Source organism: Flavobacterium sasangense DSM 21067 (genome assembly GCF_000686885.1).
GTDB classification, from domain to species: Bacteria; Bacteroidota; Bacteroidia; order Flavobacteriales; family Flavobacteriaceae; genus Flavobacterium; species Flavobacterium sasangense.
In genome coordinates this window covers 92,281-109,715 of the sequence record NZ_JMLU01000005.1, presented here as the reverse complement: position 1 = coordinate 109,715, position 17,435 = coordinate 92,281, and the positions used below count along the sequence as shown (strand labels likewise).

Here is a 17,435-nt window from a genome sequence, read left to right as displayed (position 1 = left end):
AAAATGGAAAACTACACGTTTGAAGAAATAAAACACAAACTGGAATATTACTGCTCCTACCAAGACCGTTGCCACAAAGAGGTGGAACAAAAACTCAACAGTTTTACTCTAATTACTGCATTGAAAGAAAAGGTAATTGTGCATTTAATCGAAAATAATTTTATCAACGAAGAACGTTTTGCCAAAAGTTTTGCACGCGGCAAACACAACTACAAAGGCTGGGGTAAAAATCGCATTGTAAACGAATTAAAGTTTAGAAATATCTCTTCGAGAATTATCGAAACGGCTTTAAAGGAAATTCCTGAAGCTACTTATTTAGAGAATTTTCATGCTCTTGCCGAGAAAAATTGGGAAATAATAAAAGAGCCAAAAGGACAAAAACGAAATAAAAAGTTTGTTGATTTTTTACTTCGAAAAGGTTATGAAACGAGTTTGATTTATGAGAAGTTGAATGAGTTGGAAGCTGGAAGTTAGAAGTTATTACACAGAGATTCACAGAGCAACTTAGAGATACACTGAGTTTTAAAAAAAACTTTATAAAGTTCTTTGTAAAACTTAACGAAACTTTAAACCGCAGATTCGCAGATTTTGCATGATGTTGCACGAAGTTTTTACACCGAGCTACACGGAGATTTTTTTGAAGTGGATTGTGTTGAAAAGAGATGCTCAGAGGCGTTTTACTTTTTTGATTTAAAGGAGTTAAAGTGAATTGTTTATAGAAGGAATTGTCCCCTTGAGGGGACTTTAGGGGTGTAGTGATGCTGATTTAACCGCAAAATTCGCAAGGTTTTAAAAATTTACTTTGCGCTACTTTGTGTAACAATAAAACCGCAGATTCGCAGATTTTGCATGATGTTGCACGAAGTTTTTACACCGAGCTACACGGAGATTTTTTTGAAGTGGATTGTGTTGAAAAGAGATGCTCAGAGGCGTTTTACTTTTTTGATTTAAAGGAGTTAAAGTGAATTGTTTATAGAAGGAATTGTCCCCTTGAGGGGACTTTAGGGGTGTAGTGATGCTGATTTAACCGCAAATTTTGGCGGGTTTTAAAAATTTACTTTGCGCTACTTTGTGAAAAACTTTGCCCTACTTTGTGTAACAATAAAACCGTACTTTTGCAAAAAAAATAATCCATGTTAGAAAATAAAGACCAATCAAGAACCAGTTTATCGCAATTAGGCGAATTTGGCTTAATTGAACACTTAACTAAAAACTTTACTATTAATCAAGAATCAACACTAAAAGGAATTGGTGACGATGCTGCGGTATTGAATTTTGGAGATAAAAAAGCCGTAATTTCAACCGATTTATTAGTAGAAGGTGTTCATTTTGATTTGGCTTACATGCCGTTAAAACACTTAGGATACAAAGCAGTCGTTGCCAATGTATCTGATATTTGCGCGATGAACGCAACTCCAACTCAAATTACGGTTTCAGTAGCGGTTTCAAATCGTTTTCCATTGGAAGCTTTGGAAGAATTGTTTGAAGGAATTACGTTAGCTTCTAAAATTTACAATGTCGATGTTATTGGTGGCGATACAACTTCTTCGCAAAAAGGATTAATCATTAGCATTACTGCAATTGGTGAAGCGAATTTAGAAGATATCGTTTACCGAAGTGGAGCGAAAGAAAATGATTTATTAGTGGTTTCAGGTGATATTGGTGCGGCTTATATGGGATTGCAAGTTTTGGAACGCGAAAAACAAGTGTTTCAAGTGAATCCAAACAACCAACCGGTTTTAGACGATTACACGTATTTAATTGAACGTCAATTAAAACCAGAAGCCAGAACTGATATAAAGGAACTTTTAGAAAAATTAGAAGTAAAACCAACTGCCATGATTGATATTTCGGATGGTTTGTCGTCGGAGATTTTGCATTTGTGCAAACAAAGTAATGTAGGTTGTAATTTATACGAAGAGAAAATTCCAGTGGATCCACAATTAATTAATGTGTGTGAAGAATTTAATTTAGACATCACAACTGTAGCATTAAGCGGTGGCGAAGATTACGAATTGCTTTTCACCATTAAAATGGAAGATTTTGATAAAATCAAAGGCAATCCAAATTTCACCGTAATCGGGCATATGGTTGCCACTTCCGAAGGAAATCATTTAATCACAAGAGCGAATACAAAAATTGCATTGAAAGCAAGAGGTTGGAATGCTTTGAGTGAGTAAAAAAATAGAAACGAAGTAACTCAAACGTCACTTCGAGTGATTTTATAAAGTAAAAATACTAATTTTTGCTTTGTAAAATTGTATCGAGAACTGTAGCTAAGATTCGTTTTCATTAGTTCTCGATACATTTTGTATTTGTAAATCTAAGGCTTTCCAAATACAAAACACTCGAAGTGACGAAAGTGGAAAACCGAGAGTTCAGAAAATATAAAACCCCGAATTTCAAATGAAATTCGGGGTTTACTTTTTACTTTGAGCTTTTTACTTTTTACTTCTCAACTACATTTTCATCAACCAGTTTCTCATTGAAACTTCGTTATTGATGATATCACGTAATTCCGAAATCTTCACTCTATCTTGTTGCATAGAATCTCTATGACGAATGGTTACCGTTTCATCTTCTAATGTTTGATGATCAACTGTAATACAGAATGGCGTTCCAAGAGCATCTTGTCTTCTGTAACGTCTTCCAACCGCGTCTTTTTCATCATATGCTACGTTGAAATCCCATTTCAAATCATCGATAATTTTGCGCGCTACCTCTGGTAAACCGTCTTTTTTAACCAATGGTAAAACAGCAGCTTTTGTCGGCGCTAATACTGAAGGTAAACGTAAAACTGTTCTTGTTGAACCATCTTCTAAAACTTCTTCTTGTAACGAGTTTGAGAAAACCGCTAAGAACATTCTATCTAAACCAACCGAAGTTTCCACCACATAAGGCGTGTAATTCGAATTGGTATCGTTATCAAAATATTGTATTTTTTTACCTGAATATTGTTCGTGCGCTTTCAAATCGAAATCGGTTCTTGAGTGAATTCCTTCTAATTCTTTGAATCCGAATGGGAAGTTGAATTCGATATCTGCAGCAGCGTTTGCATAATGTGCTAATTTTTCATGGTCGTGGAATCGATAGTTTTCTTTTCCTAAACCAAGCGATTGATGCCATCTTAAACGCGTTTCTTTCCAGTATTCGTACCATTTCATTTCTTCTCCTGGTTTAACGAAAAACTGCATTTCCATTTGTTCAAATTCTCGCATACGGAAGATAAATTGTCTTGCTACAATCTCGTTTCTAAACGCTTTACCCGTTTGAGCAATTCCAAAAGGAATTTTCATACGTCCGGTTTTTTGCACATTTAAAAAGTTCACGAAAATACCTTGAGCCGTTTCTGGACGAAGGTATAAATCCATCGCATTTTCAGCAGAAGCACCTAATTTAGTTCCGAACATTAAGTTGAATTGCTTAACATCGGTCCAGTTTTTTGAACCACTTTCAGGACAAGCAATTTCTAATTCTTCGATTAAGGCTTTTACATCGGCAAGGTTTTCTGTCTCTAAAGAGCGCGCCATTCTTTCTAGAATTGCTGCCTTTTTAGACAAATATTCCATCACACGAGGATTCGTTGTTTTGTATTGTTCTTCATCAAATGAAGCCCCAAAACGCTCACGTGCTTTGTCGATTTCTTTTTGTGCTTTTTGGTTTAATTTTTCTGCATAATCCTCAATTAAAACATCGGCACGGTATCTTTTTTTAGAATCTTTATTATCGATTAATGGATCGTTAAACGCATCAACGTGTCCAGAAGCTTTCCAAGTGGTTGGATGCATTAAAATTGCAGCGTCTAATCCTACAATATTTTCGTGCATTTGCACCATAGATTGCCACCAGTATTCACGGATGTTCTTTTTTAACTCCACACCGTTTTGAGCGTAGTCATATACTGCGCTTAAACCATCGTAAATTTCGCTTGACGGAAATATATATCCGTATTCTTTTGCATGCGAAACTACATTTTTGAAAATATCATCTTGTTTTGCCATAGTGCAAAAGTAAAAATAGGAATGAAATAAAGAAAAGAAATTAAGGAATAAAAATAAGAATTATTAATATTCGAAAATTGTAGTACCAATTTTAACAAAATCGTGGTAAATATTGATTTTGTATTTCCCTTTAATCGTTTTATTTTTTTCTAAATCGACATAAGTACAAACATCAGTATCTTTTTTCTGGTAATTAGTAGTAACGGAAGCACTATATTGTAACTTAACATTAGCATCTGATTCAACAAAAGTATCCCCTAAAGAAATAATTTGATTTTTGGGGTTTACCACTTGCACATAAATTGTCTTTTCACCCGAATTTACCAATTGATTTTCTTCTAAAGTAAAACAAACTCTTAATTGTTGAATTTTGGCTTCACTCATTTTGTAAGCATCAGAGTAAATTTTAACTCCTTTGGCATTTATGTTTAATGCAGAAAGGTTATTTGTTTTAGAGTTGTTCTTTTTGGTTTCAACTAAATTAGCAACAGTAAGATTACGATTCTCTTTTTTTGCTGTTTGCAATTCTTTCGCATAAAAAACAATTGAATCTTGTACAAGACTACTTTTAGAAGATTTATCTACAATAGCGTTAGAATTGTTTGGTTTGATTACTTGATCAAATTTAATACTGTCGATTTTATTCTTAGCGCTAACTGAATCGTATTTGTGAAGAATTTCAGTTAACTGACTTTCAAGAACTTTGTTCTCTAAATCAGAGCTTTGAGCATAGGCATTAAATTCATCTAAAACTTTATAATATTTGACACCTAAAAATAACGACAACAGCATCAATATTAAGATGCTAATTTTTGTTATTTTGTTTTTTCTGCGTGCCATTTTATAAACTTTTTTATAAATTTATTTAAAAATGTTAATGTTGATATAATTAATCGATAAAATGGTAAAATATCTGTTAAACTTACTTTTTCCAAAACTTTGTATGGGATGTGACTCATTACTACTTCAAAATGAAAAAATCATTTGTACGAATTGTAATCATCACTTACCTTATACCAACCATCATATTTTGGCCGGCAATGATACGACAAAAAAATTTTATGGCATAATTCCCGTTGAATTTAGTGCCGCCATGCTGTATTTTCACAAAAAAGGGATTGTTCAAAACTTAATTCATAATCTAAAATACAAAAAACACCAAGAAATTGGAACCTTGCTAGGTGAATGGTATGCAAAAGACTTAGAATCCGTTGCAAATATAAAAACAGTCTCCGAAATAATTCCAGTACCTCTTCATAAAAAAAGATTAGAAGAAAGAGGTTACAATCAAATCACAACCTTTTGCGAAGCACTGTCAAATGAACTTAAGATTCCGTACAACCCTAATTTATTGTATAGAAGCAGATATTCTAAAACACAAACAAAAAAAGACAAAGAAAATAGGAAAGATATAACCAACGCCTTGTTTGATGTTCATTTTACTGAAGCAGATTCCAATAAACATTTTTTGCTTGTAGATGATGTTATGACCTCAGGCGCAACATTAGAAGCATGCGCAAAAGCTTTATTAAAAATACCAAACAGCAAAGTAAGTATCGTAACGATTGCTTACACGCAATCATAAAAAATACTAAAATTTGTATGTTTGTACTAATTATAGTCGTTATTTTGTAACCACATTATTTGAGAAAATGACAAAATTTAAATACATAGCTTTTTTATCAGCAAGTCTTTTATTGTTAACCAATTGTGCTAAAAGAGGCACTATTACTGGAGGCAAAAAAGACACTATTGCGCCAAAAATTATAAATAGTTTACCTGAAAATTTTACTACTAATTTTAAAGGAAACGAAATCAAAATTAATTTTGATGAATTAATTAAAGTGAAAGACATCAACAAACAATTGATCATTTCACCTCCAATGAAAAAACAACCTATCATTGTGCCGCAAGGAAGTGCTAGCAAATATATTTCAATTAAAATCTTAGACACTTTAGTACCAAATACAACTTACAGCTTCAACTTTGGACAAAGTATTACCGACAATAATGAAGGAAATCCGTATTCACAATTCAAATACGTTTTATCTACCGGAAGCTATGTTGACTCTCTAACCGTTGTAGGAAAAGTTAAAGACGCATATGAGCAAAAACCTGATAGTTTTATTAGTGTTATGCTTTATGATGCTAAAACATTTACTGATTCAACCGTATACAAAGAAACACCTCTTTACATTACTAGCACATTAGATAGCTTAAAAGTATTTTCTCTTGAAAATCTTAAAGAAGGTTCTTATAAAATTGTAGCCATAAAAGACAAAGCAAATAACAATAAATACAATCCTGATACAGATAAAATAGGGTTTATTGACTATCCAATAACAATTCCAACATCAGACATGTTTGAATTAGAGTTATTTCAAGAAAAGAAACCGTTTAAAACTTTTAAACCAACCCAAGAAAGCAATAACAAACTTTTTTTAGGTTACGAGGGAGATTTTAAAAACACTTCAATTAGTGCCAGCTATAACAACAAAGAAGTGCCTATTAAAATTGCGAGATTTCCTGAAAAAAATAAAGATTCTGTACAGATTTTTTATCCCAACGTAAAAATGGATTCCATTCAAATTACTGTCAAAAACGGAACCTATTCTAAAAACTTCACTTCAAAACTAAAAAATCTAAAAGAAGCCGATTCGCTAGATATTGTAAACAAAACAGGAGCAGTATTGCCTTTTAGAGATGCTTTCGTTTTAAAAACAACCACGCCTGTAGTAACTATTGATGAATCAAAAATTATTTTAAAAAACAAAGACTCGGTAGCCGTGAAGTTCACAACGAAATATCATGATTTTGATCAAGAAATTGCTTTTGATTTCAAAAAAGAAGAAAATGAAAAATATACTATAGAATTGTTTCCTGGCGCTGTAAAAGACCTTTATAACAAGTCTAACGACTCCTTAAAATTCAATTTTGCTACCAAACAACTTTCCGATTATGGAAACTTAAAAATTAATCTGATAAACGTAAAACGTTTTCCTTTCATAATTGAATTATTAGATAAGAATGAGGTGTTATACAAAGCTACTTCAACAAAAGAAACAAGTATCTATTTTGAAACTATCGACCCAAAATTATACACTATAAGAATCATCTACGACGATAATTCTGATAATGAATGGACAACTGGTAATTACTTAGCTAAAAAACAAGCCGAAGAAATCATCTATTTTCCAAAGCTAATTGACGTTAGAGCCAACTGGGATGTGGAACAAGATTTTATTTTGGATTAGAGGATTTCAAAAGCATCTTTATCGTTCAGAAAATTGAATTTATCTCTAGCTTCGTTTTGGGAGCTTTTATCTAATTCAAAGATAAAAACACCTAATTCATTTTCGCAGTCCACAATTGTATTCCCTAAAAAGTCAATTGCTTTTGAATGTCCGGGATAGTCTAAATGATTTGCATCTTCGCCTATTCTATTTACACCAATGGTGTAACACATGTTTTCTATGGCACGTGCCTTTAATAAAGCGTCCCATGCATTAATACGAGGTTTTGGCCAATTGGCAACGTACAATAACAAATCGTAATTTTCAACATTTCGAACAAAAACTGGAAAACGCAAATCATAGCAAATTTGTAAGCAAATATTCCAATTGTTATAGTTTACAATGACTTTCTCAGTTCCTTTTGTGTACACTTTTTCTTCTCCAGCTAAGGTAAATAAATGTCTTTTGTTGTAAAACTGTACTTCGCCAGATGGAAACACAAAAACCATTCGGTTATAGAAATTTTCATCCTCTTTGATGACTAAACTTCCTGTAATAGCACACGTTTTCTTTTTAGCCAAATCTTTTAGCCAAGCCATAGTTTCCCCTTCCATAGTTTCAGCCACAGTAGATGGATTCATTGTAAAACCTGATGTAAACATTTCGGGCAAAACAAATAAATCAAATGGCTCGTCTTCATTCAAGAAATATTCTTCGATGAATGTTCTATTGATTTCAGGATTTTGCCAAGCTAATTTGGTTTGAAAAAGCGCTATTTTCATCTATTCTGTTTTAATTGAATATTTCCAATCTTGTATTGGATGATTATTACTAATTGAGGGTATTAAAACCATTGGTATTCCTGCAACAATAAAGCTTCCTCCAATTAATGCCCCCCAAGCCCCAGTTCCAACAGTTGCAGCACCAGCAATTATCACAAAAGAACCATAAACAATGAAAATAGGATTTGCTATGGCTCCAAAAAGTGATTTTTTCTTCATTTTTATGATATCTTCTAACAGCACAACTTTATCTTCAATTATAATACTTGTGGAGTCTTTTATTGTAAATCTTCCGTAAAATTTTTCCCCATCTTTAGTCCATACTTTTATACGTTTATTCTCATCAATCTCTTTGGTGAATTTAGAGTTTAATTGTTGAATAACTAAAACCCTATTTTGCGATAAAACCGAAATGGAAAAAAGAAAGAAAAACAAAAGAAATAGCTGTTTCATATTGACAAATTTATCAGGTTAAAATTACCATTTTATTCTTTTATTTAATAATGTTTAAGAAATATTTAAACAATAAAAAACGCATCCAAATTAATGAATGCGTTTTTTATTTTTGTACTAAATTATTTAATCAACTATAACATATTCAAATGAACCAGTTACTGTATGATTTTGATTGGTACCATCATTAGTAATTAACTCAAAAGTACCAGTCACTAAATTTGTAACAGGATCTATCGAAGTAACATTTATTTTTCCACTTGTTGTATTAACAACTTTAACAACACCATCAATTTTGATGTCCATGTCGGCAAAATAACCATTAGTTTGAATAGCATTTGTAAAAAGATGCTCTCCTACAACAACATTTGTTTTTGGGATAGCTAATTTCATTTCTACTTTTCTATCAATAACTGGTCTACCAGTCAATGATGATTGAGAAAACCCATATAATAAATTATAATCCGGACCAAAAGTACCTCCTAATGGATTTGCTAAATTACTATCATTTTGTAAGACAATATGTTCACCATCTAAATAAATCTCCATAGGATAAACTGTATCTATTGGATCAACATTATTGTTATTAGAAGAGTCTTCAGATGAACAAGAAAACAATGTTACAAACAAAAGTAAAATTGATATTTTAAAAATTGATTTCATAAAATTTATTTTAAACTTGCTTTTAAGTATTCTCTGTTCATGCGAGCAATATTCTCTAAAGAAATTCCTTTTGGACATTCGATTTCACATGCTCCAGTGTTTGTACAATTTCCGAATCCTTCTTCGTCCATTTGACGCACCATGTTTAACACACGTTGTGTAGCTTCTACTTTACCTTGTGGTAATAATGCATATTGTGATACTTTAGCTCCCACAAACAACATTGCAGAACCGTTTTTACAAGTAGCCACACAAGCACCACACCCAATACAAGCAGCCGCTTCAAAAGCTTTGTCTGCATCGTCTTTTGGAACTGGAATTGAGTTCGCATCAATCGTATTTCCAGATGTATTTACCGATACGAAACCTCCAGCTTGTTGAATTCTATCGAAAGCACTTCTATCAACCACTAAATCTTTGATTACAGGAAACGCTTTACTTCTCCATGGTTCGATGTAGATGGTATCGCCATCGTTGAACATTCTCATGTGTAACTGACAAGTAGTAATTCCTGTATCAGGTCCGTGAGCACGACCGTTGATGTATAAAGAACACATTCCGCAAATACCTTCACGACAGTCGTGATCAAATGCCACTGGTTCTTTTTTCTCGTTAATTAATTGCTCGTTTAATTGGTCTAACATTTCCAAAAACGAACTTGCAGTAGAAACATTATCTAATTTATATGTTTCCATGCTCCCTTTTGAATTAGCATTCTTTTGACGCCAAATTTTAAGGTTTATGTTTATGTTTTTTGTACTCATAAATTATATCTTTTATTCTGGTTTATCAGCATTTTCAAAATTCATATCAGGATTTAAAACCATAATTTTGGTAGAATTGTTTTGTTTTAAATCTTTATATTTCTCTAATGCGGCAATGATATTACTTTCTTTATCTTGAGATGTTAATTTTGATTGAAACTTTACAACAGAAGTTTCTTTCTTTACAGTTCTATAAAACATTTTTCTATGTCTCTTTTCCTTAGGATTTTGTGGAACAACAGCAACAGCAGCAATAAAAGCACCCATTCTAGCTTCAAGATCAATTACATATACTTTGTTTGCTTCAAGATTTGCCTCGACAAAATCTCTATTCTCAGAAGCAGCCCAAAATAAATGCTGACCAGGTTCACATTCATAAAGAAAATAATTTCCATATTCTAAAGCCCCAATAAACAAATCTTTATCGTAGACTCTAAAATTTACCATCATTGCTCCATTTGATCTAGTAATATAAACCAATGCTTTTCCTTCTGAAGGTTTAACAACAGGTTGATTGGTTATTTTTTGAGAAAAAATGTTAGTAATTCCTAAAAAGAAAATCACTAAAATCAATACATGGCGTAATTTATTCATAAAATACTATTTATAATTACGTGCAGCAATTTTTATTTCTTCGTATTTCAATTCTTCTTTGTGAAGCTCTTCTTTGCTGATGTCATCACCTTTGTATTCCCAAGCTCCAACAAATTTGAAGTTTTCGTCATCACGTAATGTTTCACCTTCAGCGTCTTGATACTCTTCACGGAAGTGACCTCCACAAGATTCTTTACGTTGTAAAGCATCCATTGCCATCAATTGACCTAACTCGATGAAATCGGCAACTCTTAATACTTTTTCTAACTCAGGGTTTAATTCGTCTGCGCTTCCAGGAACATAAACATCTTTGTAGAAATCTTCTTTTAATTGAGCAATTTCTGCAATAGCTTCTTTTAAGCCAGCTTCATTTCTTCCCATTCCTACTTTATTCCACATAATCAAACCTAATTTTTTATGGAAATAATCAACCGATTTTGTACCGTTGTTGTTTAAGAATTTACTAATTGAATCTTTCACTCTAGCTTCTGCTTCTAAGAATTCTGGAGAATCTGTAGAGATTTTTCCAGTTCTAATTTCATCTGCTAAATAGTTAGAAATGGTGTATGGCAACACGAAATATCCATCCGCTAAACCTTGCATTAAAGCCGAAGCTCCTAAACGGTTAGCTCCGTGATCAGAGAAGTTTGCTTCACCAGCAACGAAACAACCTGGAATTGTAGATTGTAGGTTATAATCCACCCAAACACCACCCATAGTATAGTGAACTGCTGGATAAATTTTCATTGGTGTTTCATAAGGATTCTCATCCGTGATTTTTTGATACATCGTAAACAAGTTACCATATTTCTCTTCTAACCACTGTTTTCCTAAAGCTGTAATTTCTTCTGGAGTTGGATTATGATTTCCTTTCGCGTAAGCGGCTTGTTTACCTTTTGTTTGAATTTCTGTAGAGAAATCTAAGTAAACTCCCTCGTTAGTATCATTCGCTTCGATTCCGTAACCAGCATCACAACGCTCTTTTGCAGCTCTTGAAGCTACGTCACGAGGTACTAAGTTTCCAAACGCAGGATATCTTCTTTCTAAGTAGTAATCTCTATCTTCTTCAGCAATTTGAGTTGGTTTTAATTTCCCAGCTCTAATTGCTTCTGCATCTTCTTTTTTCTTTGGAACCCAAATACGTCCTGAGTTACGTAACGATTCAGACATCAACGTTAATTTTGACTGATTCGTTCCGTGAACTGGAATACATGTTGGGTGAATTTGTACATAACATGGATTAGCGAATAATGCTCCTTGTTTGTGGATTTTCCATCCAGCTGTTACGTTACTTCCCATTGCGTTTGTAGAAAGGAAATATACGTTTCCGTAACCTCCAGAAGCGATAACAACTGCGTGAGCTGAATGTCTTTCGATTTCTCCTGTGATTAAGTTACGAGCGATAATTCCACGCGCTTTTCCGTCTACTTTAACAATATCTAACATTTCGTGACGGTTGTACATTTTTACGCGACCCAACCCGATTTGTCTTGATAAAGCTGAATATGCTCCTAATAATAATTGTTGTCCAGTTTGTCCAGCAGCGTAAAAAGTACGTTGTACTTGCGTTCCACCAAACGAACGGTTGTCTAACATTCCACCATATTCGCGAGCGAAAGGAACACCTTGCGCCACACATTGGTCAATGATGTTACCGGAAACTTCTGCTAAACGATGAACGTTTGCTTCACGTGCACGATAGTCACCACCTTTAATTGTATCATAGAAAAGACGGTAAACACTATCACCATCATTTTGATAATTTTTTGCTGCATTAATACCTCCTTGAGCCGCAATAGAGTGTGCACGACGAGGTGAATCTTGAAAACAGAATGCTTTTACATTATATCCCATTTCTCCAAGAGAAGCAGCAGCAGAAGCACCTGCTAAACCAGTTCCTACCACAATAATATCGATTTTTGGTCTATTGTTTGGAGCAACTAATTTCAAGTGGTTTTTATGATCGGTCCATTTGTCTTTTAATGGACCCGCTGGTATTTTAGAATCTAACTTCATAATATATACTGATGTTGATTATTTTTTAAAGTGTAAGATAATAGGAATAATTGCAAATAATAGCGGAACTATAATTGCAAATGCTTTTCCGAAAAACTTAATTACAGGTGTAAACTTATTATTAACACCTAAAGATTGGAAAGCACTTTGAAAACCGTGCCATAAGTGAAATGCTAAAGCTAACATAGCTAAAACATAACCAATTGTAAAATACAATCCATACTTCGCATCTTTGAAGAAGTCTACAGTTAGTTTATGTAAATCTTTGTAACCAATGAAAACTACTTCCCCAGTTTTTTTATTTACGATTTTAGTCATGTCTTTAACTTCTAAATCGTATTGCCCTTGAGTTTGTGCTTTAATCATCTCAAAAAACTCTTTTGAAAGTTTCCCTGTTTGATCTAACTGCATAAACGGCATTTGAGAATCTTTTGTTCCAACTAATTGAATTTGTTTTCCTCCCATCCCGTTGTCAATTTCTTTTTTGACTAAAGGCATGTTTTGGTCAAAATGCATTTTTGCCCAAAAGTTTACCATGTGAGTAGCAATAAAAACCAAAATAACAGTTCCTAAAACAGCCATATTTCTTGAAGCTAAACTACTTGAAGAACCATCTGTCTTAGCATAACCAATTGGTCTTGCTTTTTTGTTTTGGAATGTCAACATAATTCCATCAATAGCATGGAATATAATTGAAATGTAAGTAACATAAGAAAGTAACTTAACTGCAGGATTGGTGGTCATGAATAATGCATATTCATTGAATTGCTGACTGGTTCCGAAAATCAATTGAAGATTTCCTGCCAAATGTCCCGCCAAAAACAAGCATAAGAATAAACCTGTAAGAGCCATCCAGTATTTTTTTACGATAGATGACTTCAATAGTGCCGATTTTGCCATAATTTTTATTTGATTGTACTAGTTTAATAAAAAATCAAACAAAAATAAGACTATTTGAAATTAACTACAACCTTTTGAAGCTAATTTATAATGATTTTAAAATGAGTTTAACTATTGTTGAATATCAAAGGATTAAAAGGCTTTTCATATTCAAATGTATAGCATTTTTGCAAAAAAATTATTTCACATAAGATGGAATCAATCCTCTTAGCCCCATATCTATAACATTTTCACCAATAGAAGGCTCGTATTTGCCATCAGCCGTTACTTCTTGCCACTCAAAACTATTATTGGTTGACAATGATAAAGTAACCACTACATCACGAGTTTCATTGCCGTTAATGACTAAATTTTGCGCAAATTTACCAGTTACCACACAAGAACCTGACGGAATTGGTGAAGTCGACGCAATAGGATTTGGAACTGTAGTAGCACCAGCTGGCGCTTGGCCTGAAGTAGCATATGGAAAATCAGTCAAAGCGAAAGCCCAGTAACCTTGCAAACGATTTCCGTTTACAGGAAATGAATTGTTACCTATAGCATGTGTTGTGATGTAAGTATTATATCCAACAAAACTAGCAAGCTTTCCTTGATAATCGGCACCATTATTTCGTACCGAAATTCCATATTCTTGATACGCCAAAGAAACACGAACATATTCATAATTTCCTTGTGCAACTTGACTTAAAGGAATCCTTAAAAAGGCTTCTCCTTCACCCACAATTACAGCTTTACTAAAATCAATTGCAACCGAACCTCCTTGAGTAGTCTCATCAGCATGATATAAAACAGTTCCCTGAGTTAATTGGGTGTAAGCATTTGGAGCCAATTCAAAATAATGAGCACTAATTTTACTAAAATCTGGAGATTGAGCAGCATGACCCGTTGGAATTGCAGCTGGTTGACCCAAATTATTCAAACGCACTTGATTAGGATCAAATTTGAATTTTACAATTAAATAGGGTTCGTTCACCGTATCATCTTCATCCTCACAAGAGAAAAAAGAAAAAACAGAAACTAAAATCAAAAAAAATCCAACAATTCTTTTCATAAAATCAAAATTAACGTTTGAAATAGTAAATTTAAAACATCTGCTTAATCAACTAACGTAAATATTACAGCAAATAGTATGCCTTTTTAACTATTTTTTAGGATTTAAAATTTCGAATGATTTGCTTTCTGAAATTTTATCTTTTGAAATCGTAAGCTTAAATTTCCCAATTGGCAAATAAAACTTCTTGTTTTCAGCTTCTTTGATTTTGATATTCTTATCTTTTTTATTCCAATTATCCGCAACATTTTTTGTCATCGAATAATCAAAATTAAACGAATTCAATCCTTTTTTAGCTTCAACTTTTTGAGTGTGAACCACCAATCCTGCTTCATTCGCAATCGAAACATTCACAATTCCATCTGCATTAGCATAAAACCAAATTGTTTGCGATGGCTCACTCGGTTTTCCCCAAGCGTAGCTTTGAGTTCCCCAACGATCGGATTTTGTTCTATCGTTTACTTTGAATAAATGCAGGTTTTTAGCTAAAACATCTTTCGTTAATTCCTGAACTTTAGAAATGTCCATTTTATAAATCGAACGTCCGTGAGTTCCAACGATTAATTCTTTCGCTTTCGTTTGAATAACGGCATCATGAACTGCTACATTTGGCATTCCGTTTGAAAAATCTTGCCAAGTTGCACCTTTGTCTATCGAAATAAACAAACCATTATCGGTTCCAATGTATAAAACATTCTCATTTGCCGAATCTTCAACAATTACGTTAACTGCTTGCGTTAATCCATTTGAGATTGAAGTCCAAGTAGTTCCAAAATCGTCCGAAACAAAAGCATAACTTTCGAAATTATCGTTTCTGTATCCGTTTAAAGTTGCATAAACTCTTTCTTTTTTATGAGTCGAAGCCGTAACTCTTGAAACCCATAAGCTTTGAGGTAAATTACCCGAAATCAATTGCCATGAAGCTCCACCATCTTTCGAAACGTGAATTTTTCCATCATCAGAACCTGCATAAAGCAGTCCAAATTGAAATTTACTTTCTGAAATGGTTGAAATAGTTCCAAAAGCTACATTTCCTTCTTTTGCACCATTGGTTAAATCGCCTGAAATTCGTTCCCACGTTTCGCCTTGATTCATTGAACGATGTAAAAACTCCGAACCCATATACAAAATATCTTGGTTGTGCGAAGACAATAAAATCGGTGTTTGCCAATTGAAACGGTATGGCTTTTCTCCTTTTGGAGCTCTTGGTGTGATGAAATCAAACTTACCTTCTTTTTGATTGATTCTGTAGTAGTTTCCAAATTGATATCCTGTGAAAACTACATTTGGATTACGACTATCAATTTGAATTTGCATGCCATCGCCGCCAATTAACTCTTGATACGGATATTTTCCCTCTTGATGCCAAGCGACAGAGTGAGCATATTCATTATTTCCAAACCAAACGCCGTTGTCTTGCATTCCGCCATAAACATTGTAATTTTCTTGATAATCCACATTCACGGCATACAATTGACCCAGCGCTTCATTGTTGCATTTAATCCAATGTGCTCCATTATCGTATGAAATATTCACACCTCCATCATTCCCGTTGATAATGTGATTTGGATTTTCTGGATTTATCCATGTTACATGATGATCGGCATGTACATTTTCTTTTGAAATGGCTGTGAACGTTTTTCCTCCATCTTCCGAAAACAATAACGGAACACCACCAATGTAAACACGATTTTGATTTTTATCATCTACCGAAATGTTCGCGAAATAATAGCCATACGTGTAAAACATATCGTCTATATAATTCTGATTCGTTTTATTCCAAGATTTTCCACCGTCTTCTGATTTGTAGACTTCGCAACCAATTACTTCGGTTTCAAACAACGCTTTATTCGCGTCAGATAAAACAGCTAAAACTTCTTTTGGCTCCATATTATTATCGGCAACCCAATTTTTAATGTTTTCAGCACGATATTTATCTCTAAAACCACTTTCTTTCAAAGCAATGTTCAATTCTTTATTCGAAATTTCCATGAAATCCGCACCTGGAGTTGACAACATTGTGGTCAATTTATTTTTTGAAGCTGTTTTTGGTCGTTTGTTCTGATTATCAACAACGGCATAAATTACATTTTCATTGAATAGTGCCAAACCAATTCTTCCCACACCTTCATTCGCAGGAAATCCGCTTTCTTTTGTAGTAATCAATTTCCAAGAAGTTCCGCCGTCTTCACTCTTATAAATACCCGATTTTTCACCATCACCATCAAAGTGCCACGCTTTTCTATCTTTTTGCCAAGATGCCGCAAACATGATTTTAGGATTAGTTTTCGAAACCGCTAAATCAATAATTCCAGCATCTTCCGCTACAAATAAAGTTTGTTTCCAAGATTTTCCACCATCAGTTGACTTATAAATCCCACGTTCTTTGTTAGTTGTATATAAATGTCCGACAGCAGCCACGACAATTTCATTTAAATTACTTGGGTTGACCCAAATTCTGCTAATGTGATGCGAATCTTTTAATCCTAAATTTTCCCAAGTTTTGCCTTTATCCGAAGATTTTAAAACTCCAACTCCAGCATAAGACGAACGCGAAGCATTCACCTCGCCTGTTCCAACCCAAATAGTTCCCGAATTCCAATCCACTGTAACGGAACCACAATTTACCGTTTCCGCCGAATCCATCACAGGCGAAAAAGAAGTCCCGTTGTTATTGGTATACCAAAGACCGCCTGTAGCATAAGCCACGTAAAACTCGGTTGGATTTTTTGGATTTACAGCTAAATCAACCACACGACCACTCATGATGGTTGGTCCGATATTTTTAGCTTCCACTTGATTAAACAACGAATTTTGAGCGATTGTCGATTGCACAATCAATAAAAACAGGATAGTAATTTGCTTCATCTCGAAAAAATTTGTTGAAAATTAGCCAAAACATTGCACTTCTACAAAATTTCTAAAGTATTTAACAACTTTTCATTTTTATCTTATTAATTTTGGAGAACAAAACATTT

The 17,435-nt window shown here is 33.6% G+C and carries 15 protein-coding genes; 4 read left to right on the top strand and 11 right to left on the bottom strand.

All coding sequences use genetic code 11. The annotated features are described in order from the left end of the window. Nucleotides 1-3: 3 nt before the first annotated feature. Together BP92_RS0105870 and thiL are read left to right on the top strand one after the other, a co-directional pair. Nucleotides 4-474: a regulatory protein RecX gene (locus tag BP92_RS0105870; protein WP_026725208.1), complete on the top strand. Its 471-nt coding sequence runs from the start codon at nt 4-6 to the stop codon at nt 472-474. Between the two features lie 659 nt (nt 475-1,133). Then, nucleotides 1,134-2,180 carry a thiamine-phosphate kinase gene (gene thiL, locus BP92_RS0105865; RefSeq protein WP_026725207.1) on the top strand — a complete coding sequence of 349 codons (1,047 nt, stop codon included), beginning with the start codon at nt 1,134-1,136 and terminating at the stop codon, nt 2,178-2,180. Nucleotides 2,181-2,459: 279 nt separating this feature from the next. On the opposite strand, the gene BP92_RS0105860 is transcribed toward thiL, so the two are convergent. Both BP92_RS0105860 and BP92_RS0105855 read right to left on the bottom strand, forming a co-directional pair. Then, a complete protein-coding gene (locus tag BP92_RS0105860; RefSeq protein WP_026725206.1) occupies nt 2,460-4,001 on the bottom strand; it encodes a glycine--tRNA ligase in 1,542 nt (513 codons plus the stop codon). A gap of 63 nt (nt 4,002-4,064) precedes the next feature. Further along, nucleotides 4,065-4,841 (bottom strand): hypothetical protein, encoded by a 777-nt coding sequence (locus BP92_RS0105855; RefSeq protein WP_026725205.1) that lies wholly within the window; start codon nt 4,839-4,841, stop codon nt 4,065-4,067. Nucleotides 4,842-5,031: 190 nt separating this feature from the next. On the opposite strand from BP92_RS0105855, the gene BP92_RS0105850 reads away from it, so the two are divergent. Further along, the gene (locus tag BP92_RS0105850; RefSeq protein WP_316929526.1) at nt 5,032-5,586 is read left to right on the top strand and encodes a ComF family protein; all 555 of its coding nucleotides are present in this window, start codon (nt 5,032-5,034) and stop codon (nt 5,584-5,586) included. 67 nt (nt 5,587-5,653) lie between these two features. Then, entirely contained in the window at nt 5,654-7,255 is a 1,602-nt protein-coding gene (locus BP92_RS0105845) for an Ig-like domain-containing protein (protein ID WP_026725203.1), read from the top strand. On the opposite strand, the gene BP92_RS0105840 is transcribed toward BP92_RS0105845, so the two are convergent. The 9 genes from BP92_RS0105840 to BP92_RS0105800 form a co-directional block, all read right to left on the bottom strand. Next, nucleotides 7,252-8,016: a nitrilase family protein gene (locus tag BP92_RS0105840; RefSeq protein ID WP_026725202.1), complete on the bottom strand. Its 765-nt coding sequence runs from the start codon at nt 8,014-8,016 to the stop codon at nt 7,252-7,254. The genes BP92_RS0105845 and BP92_RS0105840 overlap by 4 nt on opposite strands. Next, a complete protein-coding gene (locus tag BP92_RS0105835; protein ID WP_026725201.1) occupies nt 8,017-8,469 on the bottom strand; it encodes a hypothetical protein in 453 nt (150 codons plus the stop codon). 126 nt (nt 8,470-8,595) lie between these two features. Then, nucleotides 8,596-9,099 (bottom strand): hypothetical protein, encoded by a 504-nt coding sequence (locus tag BP92_RS0105830; RefSeq protein WP_150111873.1) that lies wholly within the window; start codon nt 9,097-9,099, stop codon nt 8,596-8,598. Between the two features lie 38 nt (nt 9,100-9,137). Then, entirely contained in the window at nt 9,138-9,896 is a 759-nt protein-coding gene (locus BP92_RS0105825; protein ID WP_026725199.1) for a succinate dehydrogenase/fumarate reductase iron-sulfur subunit, read from the bottom strand. Nucleotides 9,897-9,908: 12 nt separating this feature from the next. Next, the gene (locus BP92_RS0105820; RefSeq protein WP_026725198.1) at nt 9,909-10,490 is read right to left on the bottom strand and encodes a hypothetical protein; all 582 of its coding nucleotides are present in this window, start codon (nt 10,488-10,490) and stop codon (nt 9,909-9,911) included. 6 nt (nt 10,491-10,496) lie between these two features. Next, nucleotides 10,497-12,506, bottom strand: coding sequence for a fumarate reductase/succinate dehydrogenase flavoprotein subunit (locus BP92_RS0105815; protein ID WP_026725197.1), 2,010 nt, complete (start codon nt 12,504-12,506; stop codon nt 10,497-10,499). Between the two features lie 18 nt (nt 12,507-12,524). Next, a complete protein-coding gene (locus BP92_RS0105810; RefSeq protein WP_026725196.1) occupies nt 12,525-13,406 on the bottom strand; it encodes a succinate dehydrogenase cytochrome b subunit in 882 nt (293 codons plus the stop codon). Nucleotides 13,407-13,584: 178 nt separating this feature from the next. Then, nucleotides 13,585-14,457 carry a hypothetical protein gene (locus tag BP92_RS0105805; RefSeq protein ID WP_026725195.1) on the bottom strand — a complete coding sequence of 291 codons (873 nt, stop codon included), beginning with the start codon at nt 14,455-14,457 and terminating at the stop codon, nt 13,585-13,587. Between the two features lie 90 nt (nt 14,458-14,547). Beyond that, nucleotides 14,548-17,325, bottom strand: a complete 2,778-nt coding sequence (locus BP92_RS0105800; RefSeq protein ID WP_026725194.1) for a VPS10 domain-containing protein — start codon at nt 17,323-17,325, stop codon at nt 14,548-14,550. Nucleotides 17,326-17,435: the final 110 nt, after the last annotated feature.